The organism is uncultured Agathobaculum sp., assembly GCF_963927765.1.
Lineage (GTDB): Bacteria > Bacillota > Clostridia > Oscillospirales > Butyricicoccaceae > Agathobaculum.
Window position 1 is genome coordinate 17,177 of the sequence record NZ_CAWVCU010000110.1, and the last position, 24,625, is coordinate 41,801.

A 24,625-nucleotide genomic window follows, 5' to 3' on the forward strand; every position below is an offset into this window, starting at 1 on the left:
CGGCAGGTATTGCTTTTAGCAATACCTGCCGTTTGTTTTGTCCTTTTGTATATCATGATGGATTCTTTCGGAAATGAGGCCCTGTTATGCATCCCTTTCTGACCAAAGTGGGCGGTTTTGTCCGGCGTGAGGCCGTTCTGGTGATTTCGCTGGTCTGCGCCCTGCTGTCCATGCTGGCCGTGCCGCCCGATGCGGCATATGCCGACTATATTGATCTGCGTGTGCTGTGCCTGCTGTTCTGCCTGATGGCAGTGGTCGCGGGCCTGCAGCAGTGCGGTTTGTTCACTGTGCTGGCGCAGTGCCTGCTGACCGGCCGCAAGCAGCTGCGCCTGCTCTATCTTGCGCTGGTGCTGCTGCCGTTTTTCTGCTCCATGCTGATCACCAACGACGTGACGCTCATCACATTTGTGCCGTTTACCGTGCTGGTGCTCAGCCATATCGACCGGATGGATGCGCTCATCCGCGTGGTCGTGCTGCAAACGCTGGCGGCCAACCTCGGCAGCATGGCAACCCCGGTCGGCAATCCGCAAAACCTGTTTCTGTGTTCGTATTACGGGCTGGGCTTCGGCGCGTTCCTGCGTGTTGTGCTGCCGTTGACGCTGGTCAGCCTGTTAGCGCTGTCTGCGGCTGCGCTGTGGACACGGGGTGAGACGATTGAGATTACGTTGCCCCAGCGTGAGCAGATCCGTCAGCCGCGGCTGTTCGTCCTGCTGTGCCTGCTGTTCGTGCTGTGTTTGCTATCGGTCGTTCATGTGCTGCATTACGGCATCACAACCGCAGCGGTCGCCCTGTGTCTGCTGCTGTTTGCACGCGGTCTGTTCGCGCGCGTGGATTATGCGTTGCTGCTGACCTTTGTCGGCTTTTTCATCTTTGCAGGCAACATCGGTCGCATCGAAGCGGTGCGCAATGTGCTGGAGCTGCTGCTGGGAGGCAGCGCTTACTGGACCAGCGTGCTGGCCAGTCAGGTCATCAGCAATGTTCCGGCGGCGGTGCTGCTCTCCGGCTTTACCGACAATTGGAGCGCGCTGCTGGCGGGTGTGGACGTCGGCGGACTGGGTACGCCGATTGCGTCGCTGGCAAGCCTGATTTCGCTCAAGCTGTACTTACGCGCGGAAAACGCCTCACTGCCACGGTATCTGCTGGTTTTTACGCTGGCTAATATCGCGGGACTGGTTCTCTTATCGGCTGCGGCGTTTTTGTTCGGCTGCGTCGGCTGAATGTGATCCCGAAGAGCTGATGCGCCGTCCTTTCTGCCTTTTTCGGCAGAGGGGACGGCGTTTTTGTCTTTCTGTGTCGTTCGCAGTCTGTGCAAGGCAAAATCCCTTGCGTATCGGGGTAAAAAAGGGTATACTAACCATATCTGAATTATCTGGAGGAATACTGGAATGCAGGATGGATTTGTCAAAATCGCTGCCGCAACGCCCGATTTGCGCGTGGCGGACTGCGCCTATAACGCTTCCGAAATCATAGAGCAGGCAAAGCAGGCAGCCGCAAAGGGCGCGCGCCTGATCGTATTCCCCGAGCTTTGCCTAACCGGCTACACCTGCGGCGACCTGTTTTTGCAGCAGACGCTGCTGGACGGCGCTCTGGATGCACTCGAGACGGTCTGCCGCGAGACGGCCAAGTTGCAGGCTGTTGTTTTGGTTGGCCTGCCGCTGCGCGTACGCAGTAAGCTGTATAACTGCGCCGCCGTTCTGTGCGGGGGCGAGGTGCTCGCCTTCGTTCCCAAGCAGCATTTGCCCAACTATTCCGAGTTTTACGAGCAGCGGCACTTTGTTTCGGGCGAACTGCTTGACGGCATGGAGGGCGTGACCGTGCGGAACGGCAGCGGTGGATCCGTCTGTGTGCCGGTCGTGACCGGGCAGGTGTTTACCTGCGAGGACGCGCCGCTGTTCACCTTCGGCGTGGAGATCTGCGAGGATCTGTGGGTGCCCAATCCGCCGTCCACCATGCTGGCACAGGGCGGCGCGTATATTATCGTCAATCCGTCCGCTTCGGATGAGATCATTGGCAAGGCCGCCTACCGCCGCGACCTCGTGCGGCAGCAGTCCGGACGGCTGCTGTGCGCTTATCTGTATGCGGATGCGGGCTTTGGTGAATCGACGCAGGACTTAGTGTTCGCCGGACACAACCTGATTGCGGAAAACGGCGCACTGCTTGCTGAAAGCCGTATGTTTACCCACGGCATCACCTATGCGGACATTGATTTGCAGCGTCTGGCACACGAACGCCAGCGCATGAACACCTTCCAGAGCGTGCCGACGGGCGAATTCTCTTTCCGTCTGCCGATGGTGGACTGCGACCTTACCGACCGCAGCTTCCCGCGTACTCCGTTTGTGCCTGCGAATAAGGCGCTGCGCGACGAACGCTGCGAGGAGATTTTGACCCTGCAAGCCACCGGCCTTGCCACCCGTCTGCGCCATACGCACGCGAAAACCGCTGTGATCGGCTTGTCGGGCGGGTTGGATTCCACGCTCGCGCTGATCGTCACTGTGCACGCCTTTGATATGCTTGGGCTTGATCGCAAGGGTATCCTCGCGGTGACTATGCCGTGCTTCGGCACGACCGCACGCACGCGCGGCAACGCGGAAAAGCTGGCGGATGCGTATGGCGTGACGCTCCAGACCGTGGATATCAAGGCCGCAGTCGACCAGCACTTTGCCGATATCGGTCAGAGCAAGGACGACCTCTCGGTGACGTTTGAAAACGGACAGGCGCGCATGCGCACGCTGGTGCTGATGAATCTCGCAAACAAGCACGGCGGCATGGTGGTCGGCACGGGCGACCTGTCCGAGCTGGCGCTCGGCTGGGCGACCTACAACGGCGACCATATGTCGATGTACGGCGTCAACGCCTCCATCCCCAAGACGCTGGTGCGCTATCTGGTGGCCTACGAGGCTGACCGTACACTGGGCGAGTTGAGCGACGTGCTGTGCGACGTGCTGGACACGCCAGTGTCTCCCGAACTGCTGCCGCCCAAGGATGGCGAAATCAGCCAAAAAACCGAGGATCTGGTCGGCCCGTATGAGCTGCACGACTTTTTCCTCTATTATATGCTGCGCTTCGGCTATCCGCCGCGCAAGATCTACCGCATCGCGCGCAAGACCTTTGCGGGCGTTTATGACGATGCGACGATTAAAAAATGGCTGAACACGTTCCTGCGCCGTTTCTTTTCGCAGCAGTTCAAGCGCTCCTGCCTGCCGGACGGCCCCAAGGTCGGTACGATCACGCTCTCGCCCCGTGGCGATTGGCGTATGCCGTCCGATGCGTGCGCCACGCTCTGGCTGGCGCAGGCAGAAAACCTGTAAGAAAGGGAATAACCTGTTTTGAAAACCCTGATCCGCAGGCTGGCGGTCGTTGCGACCGCCGTCTTGCTTTGCTTTAACCTGTATTATGAACTGGCGCCGGAATACATCGTCGGGCCGGAGCAGAAATTCGCATTCGCTGCGGCGTTTGTCGTGCTGCTGGGCATTGCGCTGTTTTACGGCGTGCCCAAGGGCGCACGCGGTAAACGGCGGCACGACTATATGATGCTGCTGTTCTGGTATTACCTCTGGGTGCTGGCAAACGTGTTGTTTTTCGACAACGCATTTGGCCGCGGCCTGTCGATGCACGCGACGTTCGAAAAGGTCAATCTTGAACCGCTGCGCACCATCAAAAACTACCTGATCGCCTATGGTTACGGCAATATCTCGCTGCGGCTGGTTATTTTAAACCTGCTGGGCAATCTGGTTGCGTTCGCGCCGATGGGTGTGTTCCTGCCCGCACTGTTCCGCTGGCAGCGCAGCATCTTTTTCTTTACGGCCACGCTCACGCTCGGCATTACAGCAGTTGAGGTTGCGCAGGTCTACACGGGCGCGGGCTCGTGCGACGTGGACGACTTGATTTTGAACCTTGCCGGCGCGCTAATCGTGTTCATTGTCTGTCGCATTACCCCCATTTGGCGGCATATTTGCCGCGTGAATCCCCGGAATAAGGAGTGACCCCCATGTTTGACACTGTACTCATTGCCGGTCTCGGCCTGATGGGCGGCTCGATGGCCAAGGCCATCAAGGCGCGCACGCTCAGCCGCGTCCTCGGCTGGAATCGTACCCGTCGTACCGCCGAGCAGGCGCTGGCGGATGGCTCGATCGACGCAATCGCTACCGAAGCGCTTTATAAAGAAGCCGATCTGGTCATCATCGGCCTGTATCCGCAGGCGACGGTAGACTGGCTGCTGGAGAACATGCCCAAACTGAAGAAGGGCTGCGTGGTGGTCGATATGGTGGGCGTCAAGCAGTTTATGGTCGATCATCTCGATCAAGCCGCGCTGGACGCGGGCGTGCACTTCGTCGGCGGGCACCCGATGGCGGGGCGTGAGTTTTCCGGTCTGGATTTCGCGCTGCCGACGCTGTTTGACGGCGCAAGTATGATTTTTGTACCGACGAAGAGCAGCACCGAGCGGGTGCTCGAGCAGCTGGAAGCGTATTTCATGTCGCTCGGCTTCGGGCAGACCGTGCGCTGCACTGCCGCACAGCATGATAAGATGATTGCATTTACCTCACAGCTGGCGCATGTCGTGTCCTCGGCCTACATCAAAAGCCCGGAAGCGGACAAGCACAACGGTTACTCTGCGGGCAGCTATAAGGATTTGACCCGCGTGGCAAAGCTCAACGAAACCATGTGGAGCGAATTGTTTTTGTGCAATGCTGAGCCGCTTGCCGCGGAGATTGACGAGATCATCACGCATCTGGACGAATACCGCCGCGCGATCCGCGCGGGTGACCGCGAAACCTTGACCGCGCTGCTGCGCGATGGCCGCGAACGCAAGGAAAGACTGGGATAATAAAAACCGCCCTTTGGGGCGGTTTTTTTGTGCGAAAACGCAATGCAATTACAAGAATGCTTGCATCTGATCGGTCAGCTGCTCTTCCAGATGAATGAGCCGCTTGGTGATGTCCTTGGTTTTCTCGCTGGCGGCCTTGTACTGGTTGAGGTAGCGGTTCAGCGATTTGATGCCCATATTGCAGCCGTCCGTCATCAGATCGGCAATGGTGTGATCGGATTCGTCCATGCCCAGCTTGACATTGGTTTTCATCCATGACATCCCCTTTGCGATTGGGTTTGGCTCCTTGCCGTCGTCGTGATATTCGTCCAGTAAAACCTGTATTTCATCCTGCAATTGGACATGCTCGTTCCGGTATTTCTCCAAATCCTGACGAAGCGTATCGTTTTTGACATATTCCAGCACCTCGTCGATGGAGGCAACGCCCATTTTGATGCCCGCGTCGCATTCCCGCAGCAGCTTGATCGTATCCTGCTCGACCATCGTTTGCTCTCTCCTTTGCTTTACTGAGATAGCATCAGTATGCGCAGTTGCATGGCAATCATGCCTGTGCGCAATCTGTTGCTTGCAATGGATAAATTTCCGACCGATGCACAAAATAGCACAAACATCGGAAGGAGCATGAGTATGAAGCTGGATAAGCAGAGCTATCAGCGGCTGCTGGAACAGAAAAGCCCGCCGTCGCCGCTGCCGCTCGATTGCCTCAAGGCGTTTTTGTTCGGCGGCGCAATCTGCACGGTGGGCGAAGCGGTGAGCAACTTCTGGCAGTGGCGCGGATTGGAGACCACGGATGCCGCTGCCGCGACCTCGATCACGATGGTGTTCCTCGGCGCGCTGCTGACCTGCCTGCATCTATATGAGAAGCTGGCCAAGCACGCGGGCGCGGGCACGATCGTGCCGATTACCGGTTTTGCCAATTCGATCGTCTCGCCCGCGATGGAATTCAAAAGCGAGGGCCTGGTACTCGGCGTGGGGGCAAAGCTGTTTGTCATCGCCGGGCCGGTGCTGACCTACGGTATTTCAGCCAGCGTGATCTATGGACTGATCCTTGTGTTGCTGGGAGGGGGCGACGGCGCATGATCGAACGCATCGGACAGCGCACGCTGCATCTGACGAGCCGCCCTTATCTGATCGCGCACGCGGCGGCTGTCGGCAAAAAAGAGGGCGAAGGGCCGCTCGGCGCATATTTTGACTTTGTGACCCAGGACGACCGCATGAAGCAGAAATCATGGGAGCTGGCGGAAAGCGCGCTGCAAAAGACCGCCATTAATCTGGCGCTGCACAAGGCCGGGCTGCAAAGGGGAGAACTGGATGTCATTCTTGCAGGCGACCTGCTCAACCAGTGCACTGGCTCGTTCCTCGCCTCGGTCGATTCGGACACACCCTATCTCGGACAGTACGGCGCATGCTCGACCATGGCGCAGGGGCTGGCGCTGGGCGGCTGTCTGGTTGAGGGCGGGGCGGCGCGCCGCCTGCTGGCATCAGCTTCCTCGCATTTCTGCTCGGCTGAGCGGCAGTACCGTTTTCCGCTGGCTTACGGCGGTCAGCGCGCCCCTACCGCGCAGTGGACAGCGACCGCCGCCGGTGCGGCGGTGCTGGGTGCGCGCGGGACAGGCCGCATCCGTCTGACGCACGTCCTGTTCGGTAAGATGGTCGAGCTGGGGGTCAAGGACGCAAACAACATGGGCGCGGCGATGGCGCCTGCGGCTTACGATACGCTTTCCACGCTGCTTGCCGACCTCGGCGCGCAGCCGACCGACTTCGACTGCATTGTGACTGGTGATCTCGGTCATGTCGGCGCGGATCTGCTGCTGACGCTGCTGCGGACGGACGGCATTGACCTGTCCCCGGTTTACTCGGACTGCGGCAGCCTGCTGTTCGGGGACGAACAGGATGCGCATGCGGGCGCTTCGGGCTGTGGCTGTTCGGCGGCGGTGCTGTGCGGGCCGCTGCTGCGCGACATGCAGGCCGGAAAGATTCGGCGGCTGGTTTTCGCGGGTACGGGCGCGATGATGAGCCCGACTTCGGTGCAGCAGGGCCAGCCGATCGCGGGCATATGCCACGCGGTCGTGATCGAAAGGAGCGACGCATGAACTGGATGGAATATGTCAACGCTTTCTGGGTGGGCGGCGCGATCTGCGCGATTTGCCAGGTGTTCATCGATAAGACCAAACTGACCCCGGCGCGTATTCTGGTCAGTCTGGTGGTGCTGGGCGTTGTGCTGCAAGCCCTCGGCCTGTACCAGCCGGTCGTAGACTATGCGGGCGCAGGCGCGACCATTCCGCTGCTGGGCTTCGGCTACTCGCTGGCGAAGGGTGTGGCAAAAGCCGTCACGGAAAGCGGCCTGCTGGGCGCATTCACCGGCGGTGTGACGGGTGCAGCGGGCGGCATCGCGGCAGCGATTGTGTTCGGCTGCCTGTTCGCGCTCATTGCACGGCCCAAATCCCGCTCCTGAGCGCTTGCGGACAGAGGCAAACCCCGGTATAATAGACAGCAGAACGAAGAGAACGAGGTTTGCCCATGCGTTACTATTTTGCCCCGATGGAGGGCGTGACCGGCGCAGTTTACCGCCGCACGCACCATGAATATTTCCCGGGGATTGACAAATATTTTATGCCGTTTATCACCCCGACCACGACTGAGCGTTTCACCCCGCGCCAAAAGCGCGACATTGCGCCCGAAGTTAATGCAGACGTGCCCGCCGTGCCGCAGCTGCTGACCAAATCCGCCGCGGATTGCATATGGGCGGCAAACGCACTGGCCGATATGGGTTATACGGAAGTCAACCTCAACCTTGGCTGCCCGTCCGGCACGGTGACGGCGAAGGGAAAGAACGCGGGCTTTTTGGCCGACCCGGATGCGCTCGACCGCTTTCTGGACGCCGTGTTTTCCACCACCCATGCACGCATTTCCATCAAGACACGGCTGGGCATGCATGACCCGGCGGAGTTTGCACGGCTGCTGGAAATTTACAACCGCTATCCGATTGCGGAGCTGACCATCCATCCGCGGGTGCGGCAGGATTTCTACAAAGGCACGGTGCGTGAAGCGGATTTTGCCGCCGCCTTGCCCCGCTGCCGTATGCCGGTGTGCTATAACGGCGATGTGGTGACGGAAGTCGACGCACAGGCTGTCGCAGCGCGCTATCCCGACCTGTCCGCCGTGATGATCGGACGTGGACTGATCGGCGATCCCTCGCTTGTCACGCGGCTGCGCGGCGGCCCGCGCGCCGACAGCGAAACGCTGCATGCGTTCCATGATGCGCTGTATGCGCGCTACTGCGAAGCCTTTGGCGACGCGCGCATCGCTATGCTGCGCATGAAGGAGATCTGGTTCTATCATATGAACCTGTTTGAAAATAGCGAGAAACACGGCAAACGGCTCAAAAAAGCCACTACGCCGCTGGCCTATGAGGAAGCAGCAGCGGCTGTTTTCCGCGACCTTGCGGTGCGGGAGGATATCGTCCCCGGCTGGTTCCGCCCGGCATAAGAATGAACAACGGCTCCCCTCCGAACAGGAAGGGAGCCGTTTTGCTATAGCCGCCTCGAAAATCCCGTTTATCGGACAACCTCTGCGCTACAATGATAGCATCAACCAGAGAAGCGGAGGGATTTTTCATGCGAAACAAATTGGGACGAACCTTACAAGTGTTAAGCGGCTTGCTGACAATGCTGCTTGCGGGCGCATCGGATATGGGACAGATTGGGGCATACGGGCTTACCGCAGGGCTGCTTGGTGCATCGCTGCTGTTTTTTGCCGGTCGGGGACTGCTGCGGCAACGTCCTTTCACCCCGTACCACCACCGCATGACAGCTGTCATTCCTCTGCCGGACGACAGGCGCGTCCCCCATGGTGCGCAGTAAAAAAAGCAGGCGCATTTGCGCCTGCTTTTGCCGTTAATATCCTTTTTCGACCGCCGCGGTCAGCACCTTGGAGGCTACCGTACCCGCGACCGACGAACCGCCGCCGCCGTTCTCTACCAGAACGATAAAGGCATACGGCGTGGCCTCATCCCGCAGGAAGCCGGTAAACCACGCATTCGGCGTCTGGTCCGCACCGACCTCCGCCGTACCGGACTTGGCGCAGATGTCCATGCCCGGGAAACGGTCCTCGCCGTAGGTCTCGATGACGTTGTTGTGCATCATGTCCGAGATCGTATCCGCCGTGTCCGCTTCGATCAGCTTGGAGGACTTGTGCGCGAAGTACAGACCGGTCGGCAGACCGTACTCCGTGGTCGTTTTTTCGATCAGACGCGGCATTGCTGCCTTGCCGCCGTTGGCGATCGCGCCCATATACAGCATCATATTGATCGGGCACATGGTGTCCTCGCCCTGACCGACACCCGCCCACGCGAGCTGGTTGTCGTTGCCGTCAAAATTGAAATGGCCCTGCGAGGTGGTGATGCCGTCGACCTTGATCGACTCGGTCAGACCGGCTGCGTCGGTGTATTTCTGCATCGTATCGCCGCCCAGCTCAACCGTGAGCTGACCGAATACACCGTTGCAGGAATTGGCGAGAGCATCCTCGATATCCTGCTCACCGTGCGCATACGGGCAGGTGACCACGTCGCCGCCGATTTCGACCGAACCAGTGCAGGTCCATGACCGCGTAAACAGGTCGGGGATATTCTCGATTGCCGCGTTAAGTGTGACCACCTTGAAGATCGAACCCGGGATCGAGTTTGCCGACAGCAGGCGGTTGACGTATACGCCGTCCCATGCCGGATCATCCGGGTCGATATCCGGTGGGTCGGCCGGGTCGAAGGTTGGGGTGGACACCATGCACAGGATTTCGCCTGTCTTGTAGTTGTACACACCCACCGTGCCGCTCATGCCGCCCAGCGCCTGATAGGCGACGTTGTTGAGATAAGCGTCGATGGTCAGATACAGATTGTTGCCTGTGCCGAGCGGGGAATAGACACCGGTCAGCAGATTGTAGCCCGACAGCTTGTCCGCGAAGGCAGTCAGCGCGCCCGAACCGATGTTGCCCGCAGGGTCGCCCACCGCGTGCAGGGTTGCGCGGCGAATATCCGCATCCGGGTAATAGGTGCGGTTGCCATCCTCGTCGAGCGAGGAGAGCACATCGCCGTCTCGGTCCAGAATGGTGCCGCCCTTGAGCTGACCGGAATTGCTGTACAGATGCCGGTTATAGGGATAGGAAGCCCAATCGCCGCCGTCCATCACGAACTGGAAGCAGAAAACAGCCAGTCCGAGGCCGAGCAGCGCCGCCAGAATCAGGCAGAACACACCGCGTTTTTCGATTTTCCGCATTTAATCCACCTCCCCGCGCAATTCGCGCCGCGAGGGCAGCTTGACCGCAAAGGATGCGTTCTGCCGCGTGTCGGTCGCCTTGAGGAAGGCAAGCATGCCCCATGCGGACAGCATGGACGAGCCGCCGTTGGAGACAAAGGGCAGGGTAACGCCCGTGAACGGCAGGATATCGACCGCGCCGAACACGTTCAGGCAGGTCTGGAACACCAGCAGACTGGTCGCGGCGCAGGCCGCGATCGTGTAGAAGCTGGAACGGCCCGCGCGGCACGCACGCACCGCGAATACGGCCAGCGTGATAATGCACAGGATGGCGAGCACTGCAATCAGCAGCCCCCATTCCTCGCACAGCATGCCGAACACGATATCCGTGTCAGCTGCGGCCAGACCGGATAACCAGCCCTTGCCCGCGCCCACGCCGATCAAGCCGCCCGATGCGGCCGCGGTCAGCGTATGGGTCTGCTGGAAGCCCGCGCCGTACACGTCCTCCCAAATGTGTCCCCACGAGGAGAAACGTGCCGCGACGTGCGGCTTGATCGTCAGAAGCAGCATGCCGCCGGCAAAGCAGCCGCCGCAAATCAGGCCGATGGTCGCAAAGTCGCCCGAGCGCAGAAATGCGATGACAAGGAAGGTTACGAAGAACACCAGCGCCGTACCAAAGTCGTTTTGCAGCGCGAGGCATGCGCCGCAGATGCCGGTCAGACCGATGAACATCCACAGATTGCGTTTGTTGAACAGACGGTCGAGCGTTGCCGCACCTGCGAAGATATAGCAGATCTTAGCCAGCTCGGACGGCTGGAGTGACATGCCGCCCAACCGGATCCACGCCTTTGCGCCGCCCTGACTCGAGCCAATCAGCAGTGTAATGACCAGCAGACCGACCGCCGCCGCGCCCATGAACACGCGTACCTTTTGCGCGCGCGTCAGATCGCGCAGGAAAAAGCCGAGGATCAGGAAGATGGCAAGCCCCATCAGAATGGCGATCAGCTGCTTGGGCATTTCGTCCGGCACAGTCGATCCGGTGACAGCGAGTGACAGCGTACATAGGAAAAACGCAATGGTTTCCATCTCAAAACCGATGCGACGGAACGAGCGCAGAATGATGAAGTATCCCCAACACACGAGCGTCAGCACCAGAAAGGTCAGCGGGATGGTGACGGTTGCCTCGTCCCCCGCGGCCACAATCAGCTGCAAGGCAGTCAGCACCTGAAACAGCGTCAGCAGCACCAGAGAGCCCCACATGCCTGCCGGGCGGCCCTCGATGCGGCGCTCAACCATTTGCTCGCGCTTTTCCTCCACCGAGATCGGCACCAGCATGGTCGGGATACCGCCGAAGGCGATGGTGTCCCCGTCCTCGACCACCGCGTATTCGTCCACCGGCAGGTCATTGACCGTTACACCGCCCTTGGAGCCGAGGTCGTACACCGTCCAGCTGCCGTCGTCCTCACGGATCAGCGCGGCGTGCTGCCGCGAAACCGAAGGATACTCGAGCTGCACGTCGCACGAGGGCGCGCGGCCAATGATGTTTTCCCAGTGGGTGATGGGCAGGCGCACGCCGTTTGCCATGCCCAGATAGCCCCAGACCTCGTCCGGGTGCTTGACCTTCCAGAGCGAGCGGATCGCACCGACCAAAATCATCAGCGCAAGGATGGGAAACACGAAGCGGACCACCGTCGTGTACCATGCGCCGACCAGCGGATTTTCCGCCAAAAAGGCCGTCAGCGTGTCCAGCAGACGCTGCAAGGCATCGTTCATGTTGAAATTCCTCCTTTCGGAAATCGAATTCTTTAACCTCTATATTATAGCACAGCTTGTCAAGGAACAAATGAACCGCCGGTGAACGACAGAAAGGAATACTACTTGACAGTATCCGCACAGGATGATACACTGATATTCAAGAGCATACAGCGACAAACGAAGTTTGCAGGAAAAAGCCGTTTGGCTTGCCGAAGGAGCAAAACTCTCAGGCGTCCGGATATCCGGATGGGGACTGTAAATGGATGTGACTCTGGAGAACGCTCCGCAGGGAGCTGCCGAAGGTGCAAAGCGTGCGGCTGGGGAAACCGCGCGTCAATCTCTCAGGCAAAAGGACAGAGTGCGAACCACAGCGCAGGGGCGGGCGCTTTTTTTGCGTTCCTTGCCGCGCTGTCCGGCCGTTCTTTCAGAGTCAGACCCTGAATACAGGGTTCTGGCTCTTTTTGTTTGCCGCAAAAAAGAAAAAGGGGTATTTAGAAATGTCAATGGATCAACTGGCGGATCTTGTAAGCAAGATCAGCGACATCGTGTGGAACAGCGTGCTGCTGTATCTGCTGGTGGGCACGGGCATCATCTTCACCATCCGTACGCGCTTTGTGCAGGTGCGCAAATTCGGCGCAGGCTGGAAGCGGCTGTTCGGCAACTTTTCGCTGCACGGCGAAAAGGCTGGCAAGGACGGCATGAGCCCGTTCCAGGCGCTGACCACCGCGATCGCAGCGCAGGTCGGCACGGGCAACATCGCAGGCGCGGCGACCGCGCTGTACTCGGGCGGCCCGGGCGCGATCTTCTGGATGTGGCTCTCTGCGTTCTTCGGCATGTCCACCATCTACGGCGAGGCCGTGCTCGCGCAGAAGTATAAGACCACGGATAAGGAAGGCCATGTGACCGGCGGCCCGATCTACTACATCCGCGCGCGCTTCACCGGCAAGTTCGGCAAGTTCCTCGCGGGCTTCTTCTCGCTCGCCATCATCTTTGCGCTCGGCTTTACCGGCAACATGGTGCAGGCCAACTCGATCAGCGCGTCGTTCAAGACCGCGTTCGGCATCCCGCCGATCGTGATCGGCGTTATCTGCGCGATCATCGCGGCATTCATCTTCCTCGGCGGCGTCAGCCGCATCGCGTCGGTCACCGAGAAGCTGGTGCCGATCATGGCGTGCTTCTACATCGTCGGCTGCGGCGCTATTCTGGTCATCAACCATGCGGCGATCATCCCGGCGTTCCAGTCGATCTTTGTCGCGGCGTTTGACCCGCAGGCCATCCTCGGCGGCGCGGTCGGCATCACCGTGCAGCAGGCGATGCGCTACGGCGTGGCGCGCGGCCTGTTCTCCAACGAGGCCGGCATGGGCTCGACCCCGCACGCGCACGCGCTGGCCAAGGTGGAAAAGCCGCAGGATCAGGGCGAGATCGCCATTGTATCCGTATTTATCGACACCTTTATCGTGCTGACGCTCACCGCGATGGTCATCCTGACCTCGGGCCAGCTTCAGGCGGGCGTGCCCGGCGGCCTGCAGGGCACCGAGCTGGCGCAGGCGGCGTTCAACACCACGATGGGCTCGTTCGGCAATATCTTTGTCGCGATCTGCATGCTGTTCTTCGCGTTCTCGACCATCATCGGCTGGTACTTCTTCGGCGAGACCAACGTCAAGGCGCTGTTCGGCAAGAAGGCGACCAAGGTCTACGCGGCGATCGTCGTCGTGTGCATCGTGATCGGCTCGGCGCTCAAGGTTGATCTGGTCTGGAACCTGTCCGACCTGTTCAATGCACTGATGGTATTCCCCAACCTTGTGGCGCTGCTGTTCCTGTCCGGCATCGTGGCGCGTGCCGCGCATGGCGAGGATATCATGAAAAAGTAAACGTTTCTAGACAAAAAAGACCGCTTTGTGCGGTCTTTTTTGTTGCTTGCCCGGTTTCGTTTGACAAGTCCCACCGATCGGGTATAATAAAGATTGAGTTGCATAAAGGGGGACTTTCCATGCAAAAGCTGCACGGCAAAAACCTGCTTTTGGTTGGGTTTACGCTGTTTTCCATGTTTTTCGGGGCGGGCAATCTGATTTTCCCGCCGTTTCTCGGCGCCGAGGCGGGTACGGCCGCGTGGCCGGCCTTTCTGGGCTTTGCCATGAGTGCGATCGGCCTGCCTGTGCTGGGTGTGGTCGCGGTGGCGCGATCGGGCGGCCTGTCCGCCCTTGCGGGACGGGTGCACCCGCGCTTTGCCGCCGTGTTTACAATGCTGATTTATCTTTCCATCGGCCCATGCCTTGCCATCCCGCGCACGGCAAGCACCTCGTTTGAAATGTTTGCGCCCATTATCGGAGGCGGCACGGCAAAGCAGGCGGTTTATTCGGTGCTGTTTTTCACGGTCGCATTCTTAATAGCCCTGCGACCGGACAAGCTGACCGATCGCCTCGGCAAAATCTTGTGCCCGACGCTGATCGTGCTGATCGTCGTGCTGTTTGCGGGTTGTCTGGTTGCGCCGGTTGCGTCGCATTACGGCGCGGTGCAATCCAACTATGCTTCTCTGCCTGCGGCGGTGGGCTTTCTCGGCGGCTACCAGACGATGGACACCATCGCGGCGCTCAACTTTGGCGCGATCATCGCCCTCAACATCCGCGCCAAAGGCATTGAGGAGGAAAAGCAGGTCGTGCGCGGTACGATCCGCGCGGGCTGGATCGCAGGTGCGCTACTGCTGGTGATTTATGCAATGCTGACGCATGTGGGTGCGCTTTCGGGCGCGGCGTTTCCTCTCGGCGAATCCGGCGCAGACACCCTTTCCTCCCTTGCATACGCACTGTTCGGCATACCCGGCCGCATACTGCTTGCAGCCATCTTCCTAATCGCCTGCCTGAATACTTGCATCGGCCTGATCTCCTGCGTGAGCGAATACTTCCACGGGCTGTTCCCGCGCGTGTCCTATCGCGCATTCGCGGCGTTCTTTTCGGTGGCAAGCATGGTCGTCTCAAACATTGGCCTTGCGGGCATCATCCGCCTGTCCACGCCGGTGCTGAACGCCATTTATCCGGCGGCGATCGTGCTGATCGTGCTGTCGTTCGTGCCGCAGCTGGCTTCTTTCCGGCTGGTCTATCCGCTGGCCGTGGGGCTGACCTGTGTCCAGAGCGTGACCGAGGCGCTTGCGCACAGCGGTTTGTCTATCCCAGTGTGGACGGATGCAGTTGCTTTTTTGCCACTGACCGCAGCGGGCTTTGGCTGGGTGCTGCCTGCGCTCATCGGGCTGCTGCTGGGTCTTGGCTTGTCCCGCCGTTCACAAGCGACAGTATGAAGAATGACGATTTTTCCACAGGCCTGTGGATGATTACGTTTTTCCCATCCATCAAAAAAAGGACGCGGAAAGCGTCCTTTTTTTCGTGCCGCATATCTATAACAAAAAGCAGACCGCAAAAGCGGTCTGCTTTTCATATCCATAGAAGAATTACTTCGCGTAGTCAATGGCGCGGGTCTCACGCACCATATTGACCTTGATCTGGCCGGGGTAGTCGAGTTCATCCTCGATCTTCTTGGCCACATCGCGGGCGAGCAGAATCATTGCATCATCCGAAATCTTATCCGGATTGACAATGATGCGGATCTCGCGACCTGCCTGAATGGCGTAGGAACTGGAAACACCGGGCGTCTCGTTTGCAATGCTTTCGAGTTTTTCCAGACGCTTGATATAGTTTTCCAAATTCTCGCGGCGCGCACCCGGGCGTGCAGCCGAGATCGCGTCCGCGGCCTGCACCAGACAGGCTACCGTGGTCTTGGCCTCTACGTCGCCGTGGTGTGCTTCGATTGCATGGATGATCGGCTGCGCTTCCTTGTACTTCTTGGCAAGGTCTACGCCGATCTGGACATGGCTGCCTTCGACCTCATGGTCGATCGCCTTGCCGATGTCATGCAGCAGGCCGGCGCGGCGTGCGGGCAGGGGATCAAGCCCCAATTCGCTGGCCATCATGCCGGCGATATGTGCAACCTCGATAGAGTGCTGCAATACGTTCTGGCCGTAGCTGGTGCGGTAACGCAGGCGACCGAGGATCTTGATGAGTTCGGGATGGATGCCGTGGATGCCGGTCTCGAAGGTGGCGCGCTCGCCCTCCGACTTGATGATCTGCTCGACCTCGCGGCGCGATTTGTCGACCATTTCCTCGATGCGGGCGGGATGGATGCGGCCATCCACGATCAGCTTTTCGAGCGCCAGCCGCGCGATCTCGCGGCGAACCGGGTCGAACGAGGAAAGGGTAATCGCTTCGGGCGTGTCGTCGATAATCAGGTCGACACCCGTGAGCGTTTCAAGCGTGCGGATGTTGCGGCCCTCGCGGCCAATGATGCGGCCCTTCATTTCATCGTTGGGCAGCGGCACAACCGAAACGGTCGCTTCGGAAACATGATCGGCGGCGCAGCGCTGGATCGCGGTCGAGATGATCTCGCGTGCGGTCTGCTCGCTTTCGTCCTTGAGCTTCTGCTGGATCTCGCGCAGCTTGACGGCTGCATCGTGCGTGGCCTCGGATTCGATCGAGGCGACCAGCATTTCACGCGCTTCGTCGCGGGTCATGCTGGCAATCTGTTCCAGCTTCTCCAGCTGCTCCGCCTTGATGCGGGACAGCTCTTCCTTTTCTTTCTGGGTTGCTTCCAGCTGACGGGTCAGCTCTTCGTTCTTGCGGTCGAGCGTGTCGCTCTTCTTGTCGAGCGCTTCTTCGCGCTGGATCAGGCGGCGCTCAAGCTGCTGGGTCTCGTTGCGGCGCTCCTTCAGCTCGCGATCGGCTTCGGTGCGCTGTCTGTGGATTTCATCCTTGGCTTCCAGAATGGATTCGCGTTTTTTGGTTTCACCGGCTTTGATGGCTTCGTTGATGATGCGTGTCGCTTCGGTCTCGGCGGAGCCGATCTCCTTTTCTGCAACGCTCTTGCGGTACAGGAAACCGATGACAATGCCCACAACGAGACACACAATACCGGATATGATCGGTATGATGATGTCGGTCATATGTTTGGTGTGTCCTCCTATTTTTTGATTTTGAGGCAGCACCGGTTTGGGCGAAAAAAGGCTTGCGCGGTATCTTTCGGCAAAATGGAACGCAGATTTGCAGCAATGGCACTCTATATGGCAAACCATGCGGGAAATAATGACAAAAAATGGCGCAACAGGCCAATCGTTCACAAACAAACGGGCGCGGCCCTGCGTAGCGAATGGCGTTTGAAAAACACCGGGTTATAATGCCTTTGAAAAAAGCCTTGCGCGAAATTGCGCCGGCTATATTACAGCAGGTATTATACTACAATCAATTGTAAAGCCTGTTGGTCAAACTGTCAAGAAAAACCCATGCTATACCGTGCAGATTTTGGCGTATTTTGAGAACAGCCCGGGCGCGCCCTTGTGGAACAGGCGGTGATTTGCTATAATAAAACGAATATATCGGGAGGAACGCTTATGCACCAGTCTATGTGCCGCATTCAGCGCGGCCCGTTTGTTTATTATACCTGCCGCCGCTTGCCGGTGCGCCATGCCTTTACGACCAAATTCGGCGGTGTGAGCACGGGGCACTGCGAAAGCCTGAATCTTGGCTTCAACCGCGGGGATACCGAAGAAAACGTGCGCGAAAACTATCGCCGTCTGGCGGAAGGGTTGGGCGTGGATGAAACGCGCATCACCCTGACCCGCCAAATCCACGAAACCGAGGTTTCAGTTGTCGGGGAAGAGCAGGTCGGTATGGGTCTGACCCGCCCGATGGCGTGGCAGTCGGATGCGATCGTGACCGCGCTGCCCGATACGCCGATTTGCGGCTTTTATGCGGACTGTGTGGTAACGCTGCTGTACGACCCCGCGACCCACACCGCAGGCGTATGTCACGCGGGATGGCGCGGCATGGCCGCGGGTATCCTGCCCAAAACCGTGGCGGTGATGGAGGAAAAGCTCGGCACAAAGCGAGAAAGTCTGCGTGCTGTGCTCGGGCCGTCCATCCGGCAGGAGTGCTTTGAAACCGATGCGGATGTGCCGGAAGCGATGGAAAAGCAGCTCGGCGCGCTGGTGCAGCCTTATATTATGGAAAAAGGCCCAAAGTTTCATGTGGATCTGCAGGGGATCGGCGTGCAGCTGCTGCAAAACGCCGGCCTTCAGTCGGAAAACGTGATCGACAGCGGCATCTGCACGATGTGCCATGCCGATGAATTCTGGTCGCACCGCAAAACGCACGGCCAGCGCGGCGTGCAGGGCGGTGTGATCTGCCTGTAACCGAAAGGAAGTCCGGTTTATGAAATGGAAAAAAAGCGTGCTCGCCGCGTTTTTTGCGGCGCTGTGCCTGCTGAGCGCCTGCAGCCTGCCCGATTTGGGCGGGGAGGATGCGCCGGTCGACAATGTCAAGGTGTCGGATGCGTATTTTGGTCTGGCGTGGTATCAGAACGGCACGCTCAACCCGGTGCTGGATAATACCAGCATCAACCGTGTGCTGTGCGAAGCACTATATGAGGGGCTGTTTGAGGTCACCTCGAACTTTACGGCGGAAAACGTGCTGTGCGAATCCTATACAGGCGACGGCACGACCTTCACCTTCACCCTGCGGGACGATGTGACCTTTTGGTCGGGCGAAAAGCTGACGGCGCGCGACGTGGTCACCAGCTTGCAGACCGCGCAGTTTAATGAGAGTTCGCCCTATCACAACCGCCTGACGGAGGTTTCCTCCATCGAGGCGGTGAGCGACCGCGAGGTGCGCATCGTGCTGACCTCGCCCAACATCAACTTCCCGCGACTGCTGGATATCCCGATTTATCGGCAAGGCTCGGCCGACAGCGGCAGCTTTGCCGACGGCACCGGCCCGTTCCAGCCCGTCGAGCAGGAGCGGCAGTGGACGCTGGAGGACAACGAAAACTGGCATGGCGGTTTCCTCGGTTCAATCCGCAAAATCACGCTGGTGGCAATGACACGCGCGGACGCGGCGATGTCCAGCTTCCAGACGGGTGACGTGTCCCTGATGCGTGCGGCGCGTATCTCGCCCGATCCCCCGTCGGTCGGCGGTTCGGTGGACACTGTGCAGACAACCAGCACATCGCTGCACTATCTGGGCATCAATCATGCAAATAGCCAGCTGGCCAATGCCAAGGTGCGGCAGGCATTGAGCGCTGCGATCTCACGGCAGAGCCTGTGCGCAACGCAGCTGCAAACCTTTGCCGATCCCGCGGTGCTGCCGGTCAATCCGCAGCCGACGGACGAGAACCTGACACTCAATATGTCCGCGGATGCGTCGAGCGCGGCGCAGCTGCTGCGGGAAGGGCTTAACGGGGAGTCGGACACGGATGAAACGGATACATCCGACGAAACCGGCGATACGGACGAATACGATAATACCGATGAAACCGGCGACGAATATGATGCGTATAGCGACGAGGACGGTACAGACGAAACGGATACAGACACCGACACCACCGCGTCCGGTACCGGTGGGCAGACGCTGTCCATTCGGCTGCTGGTCAATTCGGACAACGCCTTTAAGGTGGCGGCGGCGGAACAGATTGCCGCGTCCTGGAATGCGCTGGACGGCGTGACGGTGACGGTGGACAAACAGCCGTATGAGACATTTATTTCCATGCTGCAATCCGGCTCGTTTGATGTATACTATGGAGAAACGCAGCTGACTGCGGATTTTGACCTGCGTCCGCTGTTGTCCTCCGGCGGGAGCCTCAATTATGGCGGCTATTCGAGCGAGGACATGTCGGCGGCGGTCGCGGCAGCGCGCAGCGGTCAGAATGTTTCCGGGTTTTACAGCTTGTTTCTGGAGCAGATGCCGATCATTCCGATCGCGTTTGAGCGCGGACAAATCATCATCCGCAAAGGTCTGATCGACAACTACGCCCCCTCGCCGTATAATGCGTTTGCGGGGCTGGAAACCTGGACAAGCGGGAACTGAGCAAAACAGGAGATTTTTCATGGCAGAAAAGGTAGTATTGGGACTTTCGGGCGGCGTGGATTCCGCGGTTGCCGCGGCGCGGCTGCGGGACATGGGCTATGAAGTGTACGGCTTGTTCCTTGAGGTCGGCCTCGGCGGCGAGGAAGCCGCTCAGCATACGGCGGACGATCTGGGGATCCCGCTGTATATCGCGCACCGGCGCGAAGCGTTTGAGCAGCAGATTTGCGGGTATTTTGCCGACTCTTTCCGCAATGCGCGCACGCCTAATCCGTGTGTGATGTGCAACCCGCTCATCAAATTCCGCGCACTGACCGACTACGCCGACGAGATCGGCGCGGCGTATATCGCCACCGGGCACTATGCGCGCACGGGGCGCGATGCCGAAGGTCGTGCGCTGCTGCGGCGTGCCCGCGCGGAAAAAGATCAGAGTTATATGCTGTACCGCCTGCCGCGCAAAACGGTCGCGCGCTGCGTGTTCCCGCTGGGTGAGGCGGAAAACAAGGCAGAAGTGCGCGAAAACGCGCGAGAGATCGGGCTTTCGGTTTCGGAAAAGCCGGATAGCATGGACGTATGCTTCATTCCGGACGGTGACACGCAGGGCTGGCTCGAGCGCCATGGCGCGGCCTGCCCGCCGGGCAATTTTGTGGATGAAAACGGCAAGGTGCTCGGACAGCACAAGGGTATCCACTGCTATACGGTCGGCCAGCGAAAGGGGCTGGGCGTTGCAGCAGAGGGTCGACTGTTTGTGCATGAGCTGCGGCCGGAGACCAATGAGGTCGTTTTGTCGCTGGAGGATGTTTTCCGCCGCGAGATCACCGTGCGGGATGTACACTATATCGCGCCGGAGTATGCGGAAAACGGCGCGTTTACCTGCGAGGTGCGCGTGCGCTTTTCGCGCCGCAGTGACCGCGCAGCCATCTATCCGAACGGCACGGGTGCACGCATCGTGTTTGAGGATGCGGTTCGCGCACCGGCTGCGGGGCAGAGCGCGGTGTTTTACGATGGGGATATCGTCATCGGCGGCGGATTTATCGAATAAAAACACGAAAAGGCGGGAGCGCGCGGCGCTTCCGCCTGATTTTGCGCGCGGGGCGCGCGGGAGGATACGGGTATGGAGAAAAACCATGTGCTGCAGGGCCATCTGCTCGGTGCGTTCACTGTAATGGTCTGGGGTACGACATTTGTTTCGACCAAGGTGCTGCTGCGCACCTTTTCACCGGTGGAAATCATGGTCACACGCTTTGCGCTCGGGTTTGTGGCGCTGCTGATCGCCTCGCGCGGCTGGATGCGCGCCAAGGAAAAAAAGCACGAAATTCTGTTTGCACTGGCGGGGCTGACGGGCGTGACGCTGTATTTTCTGATGGAAAACGTCGCACTGACCTACATATCGGCATCGCTTGTCGGCATTATCGTGGCGGCGGCGCCGCTGTTTACCGCGCTGTTCGCCGCGCTGCTGCTGCATGAAAAACTCGGTCGCTGGTTTTTCTGCGGCTTTATCTGTGCGATGGCGGGCGTGGCGCTCGTCTCGCTTGCAGGCGTGAGCGAACTGCACTTCAGCCCATTGGGCGCGCTGCTCGGCGTGGGCGCGGCGCTGGTCTGGGGCGTATACTCTGTGCTGATCCGGCATCTGGGCGCGGCGGGGTATGCCACTGTGCCGCTGACCTGCCGTGTGTTCGGCTACGGGCTGTTGTTTCTGCTCATCCCCGCATTTCTGGAGGGCTTTCCGGCGGGACCGGCGGCGTGGCTGGAACCGGTGCATTTGGCAAATCTGCTGTTTCTGGGGCTTGGCGCGTCTGCGACCTGCTTTGTGACGTGGAACCGTGCGGTGTTTTTGCTTGGGCCAGTGCGCACCAGCGCGTATATCTATGCCACTCCGATTGTGACGATCATCAGTTCAGCGCTCATCCTGCATGAAACCATGACGCCGTCTATGTGGCTGGGTACCGTGCTCGCGCTTGGCGGTCTGGTGCTGTCCGAACGCGACGGTACGAAGAAAGCGACAAAAGAATAGAAAAAGAGGGAGAACCGGTTCGGTTTGTCCCTCCTTTTAGTTGAACGCCTCGTCGTCCCGCTCCTCGAACATGCGGTGCACGCGCGCGCGCAGCTCCGGATAGCCTGCAAGTGTTGGGTCGGTCTGCAAAATCTGCTCGGCCTCTTCGCGCGCGCTCTGCATGAGCGCGAGGTCGGCAATCGGGTCGGCAACGTGCAGCGCGGGCAGACCGTGCTGCCGCCGTCCGAAAAAGTCGCCCGGGCCGCGCTGCGACAGGTCGGCGCGCGCGACCTCGAAGCCATCGTTGGTTTTACACAGGATTTTTAGCCGTTCGCGCGCCGTCTGGCCTTTGTCCGCGCCGAAGAAAATACAGTAGGACTGCCGCGTGCCGCGGCCCACGCGCCCGCGCAGCTGGTGCAGCTGGGACAGGCCGAAACGGTCTGCATCCTCAACGACCATCAGGTTGGCGTTCGGCACGTCCACGCCGACCTCAATGACGGTTGTGGCGACTAGAATATCATATTCCTGCGCGGCAAATGCCTGCATGATGCGCTCTTTGTCCGCGCTTTTCATGCGCCCGTGCAGCACCGCAACGCGTCGGTGCGGCAGTGCTTTTTGCAGGTCGACCGCGTGCTGTTCGGCGCTTTTGAGGTTCATTTCACCCTCTTCGACCAGCGGACACACCACATAAACCTGCCCGCCCTGCTCGATCTGCTTGTCAATAAAGGCGGTGATGCGCTTTCGCATATTCTCACCCACGGCATAAGTCTCGACCGGCTGTCGTCCGGGCGGGACTTCGTCGAGTACGGACACATCAAGGTCGCCGTACAGGATGAGCGCAAGCGTGCGCGGGATGGGCGTTGCCGACATGACCAGTACGTGGGGCGTTTGTCCTTTGGCGGACAGCGCGGCGCGCTGCGCCACGCCAAAGCGGTGCTGTTCGTCCGCCACGACCGCGCCCAGCCGGTGGAAAGTCACGCTCTGCTGGATGAGCGCGTGCGTACCAATCACGACCTGTGCCGCGCCGCTTTCGATGGCGGCAAGGGCGGCGCGCTTTTGCGCGGCACTCATGGAACCGGTCAGCAGCGTGCAGGAGATGCCGAGCTTTTCCAGCAGCGGCGCGAGCGTTTCCGCATGCTGCGCCGCAAGAATTTCGGTCGGCGCCATGAAAGCGGCCTGATAGCCACTTTTTGCGGCCAGCGCGCACAGCGCCGCGGCGACAATCGTCTTGCCTGAGCCGACATCACCCTGTACCAGCCGGTTCATCGGACGGCCCGAGGCGCAGTCTGATGCGATTTCCCCAATCGCGCGGCGCTGCGCTCCCGTGGGGGAAAAGGGGAGCGCGGCGAAAAAGTCGGCAAGGGACGCATCCGAAAACACCAGCCCCGTGTCCGCACGGCGGCGCTCCTTCAGCTGCTGCAAGCCGCAGCACAGCAGGAAAAGTTCCTCGAACACCATGCGGCGGCGCGCATCGGTCATATCCTCCGCGGATTGGGGTCGGTGAATGGCGGCAAGCGCATCGGCTGCGTCCGGCAGATTGTAGCGCGCGCGCAGCACCTCGGGCAGCGGATCGGGCCAGTCGCCCGGCACTGCGTCCAGCGCCGCTTCGGTCACGCGCGCCATGTCGCGCTGGGTCAGGCCAGCAGTTAAGGGATATACGGGTACGATGCGACCGGGGTGATCCGCGTCGGGCGAGACCTTTTCCGATTGCGGTGAGACCAGCATGCGCGTATGCCCATTTGCCTGCACACGCCCGTAAAACACATATTCCTGTCCGACACGCAGTAGCGCCGCGGCGTAGGGACTGTTGAAGTAAGTCACAGGCAGCGAGCCGCTTTCGTCGAAAATCGTGCATTTGACCAGCGTCATGCCCTTGCGGATATGGGTGGTTTTTGGCTCGGTGCCGACGACTGCACGGATGGCGTACTTGCCGTCCTCCGCGATGTCCGCAATGGGCGTGATTTTTGTGCGATCTTCATAATCGCGCGGATAGGTTTCCAGCGCGTCGCGCAGCGTGCGGATATGCAGTTTTTCAAACAAAGCCGCCTTTTTCGGGCCAACGCCCTTGACAAAGCGGATGCTGTCCTCAAGTGCAGGCATACCTTCCTCCTTACCGCGCTGTTCACCTCCGCGCCGCAGCGCGTATAAAACAGAACCTTGCGGTATAACGCAAGGTTCATAAAAACCGGGAGCATGTATCACGGTTTTTATACAAACCGATGGCAAGTGTGCCCGGCGGGCGCGCGCCGCCATCGGTAAGAGCTCGATCGAAACTGTAGTTTCGATCGACTGATTTTAATATTCCCGATAAACGGCCTTGACCACGCCGAGGATCTGGCAGCCGTTGCCGTCGATCGGGGGATAGGCGGGATTTTCCGGCATCAGCCATACGCCGTCCGGTGTGATATTGAGCGTTTTGCAGGTAGCCTCATCCTCCAGAAGTGCAATGACGATATCTCCGCTTCTGGCCTGCATGTCCTGTCGGACAATCACCAGGTCGTCGTCCATGATGCCAACGCCGATCATCGAGTCGCCGCGGATGCGCAGGGCATAATATTCCCCGCCGTTTGCCGCCGGCTCAAACGGGATATAGCCGACGTGTTCCTCGACCGCAAGGATCGGCATACCGGCGGTGACACGACCGAGAATGGGCACGCGCGTGACCATGGACGGGCCGGAAACCGGGGTCAGTGCACGGGACTTATGCTCGCTCGGCTCGAGATAGCCCGCCTCCTGCAATTTTTTCAGGTGCGCATGCACGGTCGAAGGCGAGCGCAGATTCATTTCCGCGCAGATCTCGCGTACCGAGGGGGGATAGCCGTGCTCGAGAGAAAATTCGCTGATATAATCCAAAATCCGTTGCTGTTTGGCGGAGATTTTTTTCATAGGGACGCACTCCTTGCTA

Annotated in this window: 21 protein-coding genes and 1 riboswitch; of the genes, 15 read left to right on the forward strand and 6 right to left on the reverse strand. The window is 59.6% G+C overall.

Annotated features, from left to right (window positions below; genetic code table 11):
• Positions 1-86: 86 nt before the first annotated feature.
• The 4 genes from ABGT74_RS10360 to ABGT74_RS10375 all read left to right on the forward strand — a co-directional run bounded on the left by ABGT74_RS10360 (position 87) and on the right by ABGT74_RS10375 (position 4,825).
• Entirely contained in the window at positions 87-1,217 is a 1,131-nt protein-coding gene (locus ABGT74_RS10360) for an SLC13 family permease (protein ID WP_346705460.1), read from the forward strand.
• A 168-nt stretch (positions 1,218-1,385) separates the two neighbouring features.
• Positions 1,386-3,308: an NAD(+) synthase gene (locus tag ABGT74_RS10365; RefSeq protein ID WP_346705461.1), complete on the forward strand. Its 1,923-nt coding sequence runs from the start codon at positions 1,386-1,388 to the stop codon at positions 3,306-3,308.
• Between the two features lie 18 nt (positions 3,309-3,326).
• Positions 3,327-3,983 carry a VanZ family protein gene (locus tag ABGT74_RS10370; protein ID WP_346705462.1) on the forward strand — a complete coding sequence of 219 codons (657 nt, stop codon included), beginning with the start codon at positions 3,327-3,329 and terminating at the stop codon, positions 3,981-3,983.
• Positions 3,984-3,988: 5 nt separating this feature from the next.
• Complete coding sequence (locus ABGT74_RS10375) at positions 3,989-4,825, forward strand: prephenate dehydrogenase (RefSeq protein WP_346705463.1); 837 nt, start codon at positions 3,989-3,991, stop codon at positions 4,823-4,825.
• A gap of 48 nt (positions 4,826-4,873) precedes the next feature.
• Here ABGT74_RS10375 and ABGT74_RS10380 read toward each other — a convergent pair whose 3' ends face one another.
• Entirely contained in the window at positions 4,874-5,308 is a 435-nt protein-coding gene (locus ABGT74_RS10380) for a hypothetical protein (protein ID WP_346705464.1), read from the reverse strand.
• Positions 5,309-5,446: 138 nt separating this feature from the next.
• Between ABGT74_RS10380 and spoVAC the strand changes: the two genes are divergently transcribed.
• The 5 genes from spoVAC (at position 5,447) to ABGT74_RS10405 (ending at position 8,688) form a co-directional block, all read left to right on the forward strand.
• Complete coding sequence (spoVAC, locus tag ABGT74_RS10385) at positions 5,447-5,905, forward strand: stage V sporulation protein AC (protein WP_346705465.1); 459 nt, start codon at positions 5,447-5,449, stop codon at positions 5,903-5,905.
• Positions 5,902-6,918: a stage V sporulation protein AD gene (locus ABGT74_RS10390; RefSeq protein ID WP_346705466.1), complete on the forward strand. Its 1,017-nt coding sequence runs from the start codon at positions 5,902-5,904 to the stop codon at positions 6,916-6,918. The genes spoVAC and ABGT74_RS10390 overlap by 4 nt, the downstream gene beginning before the upstream one ends.
• A gap of 5 nt (positions 6,919-6,923) precedes the next feature.
• Positions 6,924-7,280, forward strand: a complete 357-nt coding sequence (gene spoVAE, locus ABGT74_RS10395; RefSeq protein WP_346705476.1) for a stage V sporulation protein AE — start codon at positions 6,924-6,926, stop codon at positions 7,278-7,280.
• 65 nt (positions 7,281-7,345) lie between these two features.
• A complete protein-coding gene (locus ABGT74_RS10400) occupies positions 7,346-8,314 on the forward strand; it encodes a tRNA-dihydrouridine synthase family protein (protein ID WP_346705467.1) in 969 nt (322 codons plus the stop codon).
• Between the two features lie 128 nt (positions 8,315-8,442).
• Positions 8,443-8,688 (forward strand): hypothetical protein, encoded by a 246-nt coding sequence (locus tag ABGT74_RS10405; protein ID WP_346705468.1) that lies wholly within the window; start codon positions 8,443-8,445, stop codon positions 8,686-8,688.
• Between the two features lie 33 nt (positions 8,689-8,721).
• Here the strand turns inward: ABGT74_RS10405 and ABGT74_RS10410 are convergent, their stop codons facing one another.
• Both ABGT74_RS10410 and ABGT74_RS10415 read right to left on the reverse strand, forming a co-directional pair.
• Positions 8,722-10,095, reverse strand: coding sequence for a penicillin-binding transpeptidase domain-containing protein (locus tag ABGT74_RS10410; RefSeq protein ID WP_346705469.1), 1,374 nt, complete (start codon positions 10,093-10,095; stop codon positions 8,722-8,724).
• Complete coding sequence (locus tag ABGT74_RS10415) at positions 10,096-11,847, reverse strand: FtsW/RodA/SpoVE family cell cycle protein (protein WP_297283555.1); 1,752 nt, start codon at positions 11,845-11,847, stop codon at positions 10,096-10,098.
• Positions 11,848-12,090: 243 nt separating this feature from the next.
• Positions 12,091-12,196, forward strand: a riboswitch (glycine riboswitch).
• 136 nt (positions 12,197-12,332) lie between these two features.
• Here ABGT74_RS10415 and ABGT74_RS10420 point away from each other — a divergent pair.
• Positions 12,333-13,700, forward strand: coding sequence for a sodium:alanine symporter family protein (locus ABGT74_RS10420; RefSeq protein ID WP_346705477.1), 1,368 nt, complete (start codon positions 12,333-12,335; stop codon positions 13,698-13,700).
• A 119-nt stretch (positions 13,701-13,819) separates the two neighbouring features.
• Positions 13,820-15,121 (forward strand): branched-chain amino acid transport system II carrier protein, encoded by a 1,302-nt coding sequence (gene brnQ, locus ABGT74_RS10425; protein WP_346705470.1) that lies wholly within the window; start codon positions 13,820-13,822, stop codon positions 15,119-15,121.
• 150 nt (positions 15,122-15,271) lie between these two features.
• Here brnQ and rny read toward each other — a convergent pair whose 3' ends face one another.
• Positions 15,272-16,816: a ribonuclease Y gene (gene rny / locus ABGT74_RS10430; protein WP_346705471.1), complete on the reverse strand. Its 1,545-nt coding sequence runs from the start codon at positions 16,814-16,816 to the stop codon at positions 15,272-15,274.
• A gap of 444 nt (positions 16,817-17,260) precedes the next feature.
• Here rny and pgeF point away from each other — a divergent pair, with 444 nt between their 5' ends.
• From pgeF to ABGT74_RS10450, 4 genes are all read left to right on the forward strand, one after another.
• A complete protein-coding gene (gene pgeF / locus ABGT74_RS10435) occupies positions 17,261-18,061 on the forward strand; it encodes a peptidoglycan editing factor PgeF (RefSeq protein ID WP_297284016.1) in 801 nt (266 codons plus the stop codon).
• A gap of 19 nt (positions 18,062-18,080) precedes the next feature.
• Positions 18,081-19,730: an ABC transporter substrate-binding protein gene (locus ABGT74_RS10440; protein WP_346705472.1), complete on the forward strand. Its 1,650-nt coding sequence runs from the start codon at positions 18,081-18,083 to the stop codon at positions 19,728-19,730.
• Positions 19,731-19,749: 19 nt separating this feature from the next.
• Complete coding sequence (gene mnmA / locus ABGT74_RS10445; protein ID WP_297284018.1) at positions 19,750-20,769, forward strand: tRNA 2-thiouridine(34) synthase MnmA; 1,020 nt, start codon at positions 19,750-19,752, stop codon at positions 20,767-20,769.
• Positions 20,770-20,841: 72 nt separating this feature from the next.
• Complete coding sequence (locus tag ABGT74_RS10450) at positions 20,842-21,741, forward strand: DMT family transporter (protein WP_346705473.1); 900 nt, start codon at positions 20,842-20,844, stop codon at positions 21,739-21,741.
• A gap of 36 nt (positions 21,742-21,777) precedes the next feature.
• On the opposite strand, the gene recG is transcribed toward ABGT74_RS10450, so the two are convergent.
• Positions 21,778-23,820, reverse strand: a complete 2,043-nt coding sequence (gene recG, locus ABGT74_RS10455; protein WP_346705474.1) for an ATP-dependent DNA helicase RecG — start codon at positions 23,818-23,820, stop codon at positions 21,778-21,780.
• Between the two features lie 195 nt (positions 23,821-24,015).
• Positions 24,016-24,606 carry a transcriptional repressor LexA gene (gene lexA / locus ABGT74_RS10460; protein WP_346705475.1) on the reverse strand — a complete coding sequence of 197 codons (591 nt, stop codon included), beginning with the start codon at positions 24,604-24,606 and terminating at the stop codon, positions 24,016-24,018.
• Positions 24,607-24,625 lie beyond the last annotated feature (19 nt).

What these genes read in the sequence shown, in the direction of transcription:
- ABGT74_RS10440 (WP_346705472.1), top strand. Translation starts at nt 18,081, where the DNA reads ATGAAATGGAAAAAAAGCGTGCTCGCCGCGTTTTTTGCGGCGCTGTGC.
- spoVAE (WP_346705476.1), top strand. Translation starts at nt 6,924, where the DNA reads ATGGAATATGTCAACGCTTTCTGGGTGGGCGGCGCGATCTGCGCGATT.
- pgeF (WP_297284016.1), top strand. Translation starts at nt 17,261, where the DNA reads ATGCACCAGTCTATGTGCCGCATTCAGCGCGGCCCGTTTGTTTATTAT.
- ABGT74_RS10390 (WP_346705466.1), top strand. Translation starts at nt 5,902, where the DNA reads ATGATCGAACGCATCGGACAGCGCACGCTGCATCTGACGAGCCGCCCT.
- mnmA (WP_297284018.1), top strand. Translation starts at nt 19,750, where the DNA reads ATGGCAGAAAAGGTAGTATTGGGACTTTCGGGCGGCGTGGATTCCGCG.
- ABGT74_RS10450 (WP_346705473.1), top strand. Translation starts at nt 20,842, where the DNA reads ATGGAGAAAAACCATGTGCTGCAGGGCCATCTGCTCGGTGCGTTCACT.
- ABGT74_RS10420 (WP_346705477.1), top strand. Translation starts at nt 12,333, where the DNA reads ATGGATCAACTGGCGGATCTTGTAAGCAAGATCAGCGACATCGTGTGG.
- ABGT74_RS10375 (WP_346705463.1), top strand. Translation starts at nt 3,989, where the DNA reads ATGTTTGACACTGTACTCATTGCCGGTCTCGGCCTGATGGGCGGCTCG.
- ABGT74_RS10400 (WP_346705467.1), top strand. Translation starts at nt 7,346, where the DNA reads ATGCGTTACTATTTTGCCCCGATGGAGGGCGTGACCGGCGCAGTTTAC.
- rny (WP_346705471.1), bottom strand. Translation starts at nt 16,816, where the DNA reads ATGACCGACATCATCATACCGATCATATCCGGTATTGTGTGTCTCGTT.
- brnQ (WP_346705470.1), top strand. Translation starts at nt 13,820, where the DNA reads ATGCAAAAGCTGCACGGCAAAAACCTGCTTTTGGTTGGGTTTACGCTG.
- ABGT74_RS10405 (WP_346705468.1), top strand. Translation starts at nt 8,443, where the DNA reads ATGCGAAACAAATTGGGACGAACCTTACAAGTGTTAAGCGGCTTGCTG.
- recG (WP_346705474.1), bottom strand. Translation starts at nt 23,820, where the DNA reads ATGCCTGCACTTGAGGACAGCATCCGCTTTGTCAAGGGCGTTGGCCCG.
- lexA (WP_346705475.1), bottom strand. Translation starts at nt 24,606, where the DNA reads ATGAAAAAAATCTCCGCCAAACAGCAACGGATTTTGGATTATATCAGC.
- ABGT74_RS10360 (WP_346705460.1), top strand. Translation starts at nt 87, where the DNA reads ATGCATCCCTTTCTGACCAAAGTGGGCGGTTTTGTCCGGCGTGAGGCC.
- ABGT74_RS10410 (WP_346705469.1), bottom strand. Translation starts at nt 10,095, where the DNA reads ATGCGGAAAATCGAAAAACGCGGTGTGTTCTGCCTGATTCTGGCGGCG.
- spoVAC (WP_346705465.1), top strand. Translation starts at nt 5,447, where the DNA reads ATGAGTATGAAGCTGGATAAGCAGAGCTATCAGCGGCTGCTGGAACAG.
- ABGT74_RS10415 (WP_297283555.1), bottom strand. Translation starts at nt 11,847, where the DNA reads ATGAACGATGCCTTGCAGCGTCTGCTGGACACGCTGACGGCCTTTTTG.
- ABGT74_RS10380 (WP_346705464.1), bottom strand. Translation starts at nt 5,308, where the DNA reads ATGGTCGAGCAGGATACGATCAAGCTGCTGCGGGAATGCGACGCGGGC.
- ABGT74_RS10365 (WP_346705461.1), top strand. Translation starts at nt 1,386, where the DNA reads ATGCAGGATGGATTTGTCAAAATCGCTGCCGCAACGCCCGATTTGCGC.